Genomic DNA, 412 nt, shown 5'->3' with positions numbered 1-412 from the left:
AAAAGCGAAGGCCGCCCGCCTATCGGCGAAACGCGCTGGAGGGCCTGCGAGGAGGCTGTTGCCGCCGCAGCAGGACCGAAGCGTCGCGAGCCGATGGCGGCCGGAGCTAGACAGTACGAAAAGCGGAAGCGCCGCGTTCGGCTCTCGAAGCCAAATGTTCTTCACCCGGAGGGGTGCTGGCACCCCGAGGGGGAAGGTTATTTGGCAGAAGAGAGCCAGGCGCTGGAGCTAGACAGGACGAAAAGCGGAGGCTCGCGGGTCGCCGCGATGGGCAAATGTTCTTCACCTGCAAGGGTGCTTGCACCCGGAAGGCGAAGGTTATTTGACCCCGAGCAGCGGCGAGCCGGAGCTGGACATCAGTCGTTATTCAAAGCAAATCGCGCTTCTGTTTCGTTCAGTTTTGAGGGAACGA

Annotated in this window: 1 protein-coding gene; it reads left to right on the top strand. The window is 61.7% G+C overall.

Annotated elements, in window-relative coordinates; all coding sequences use genetic code 11:
- Nucleotides 1-201: 201 nt before the first annotated feature.
- A partial coding sequence (locus ETC02_RS17570; RefSeq protein ID WP_216367883.1) for a hypothetical protein occupies nucleotides 202-412 on the top strand: 211 nt, incomplete at its 3' end.

This window comes from Geobacillus sp. DSP4a (assembly GCF_013096875.1).
GTDB lineage: Bacteria > Bacillota > Bacilli > Bacillales > Anoxybacillaceae > Geobacillus > Geobacillus thermophilus.
The sequence above is the reverse complement of the archived record's forward strand: the minus strand, read 5'-3'. Positions and strand labels throughout refer to the sequence as shown.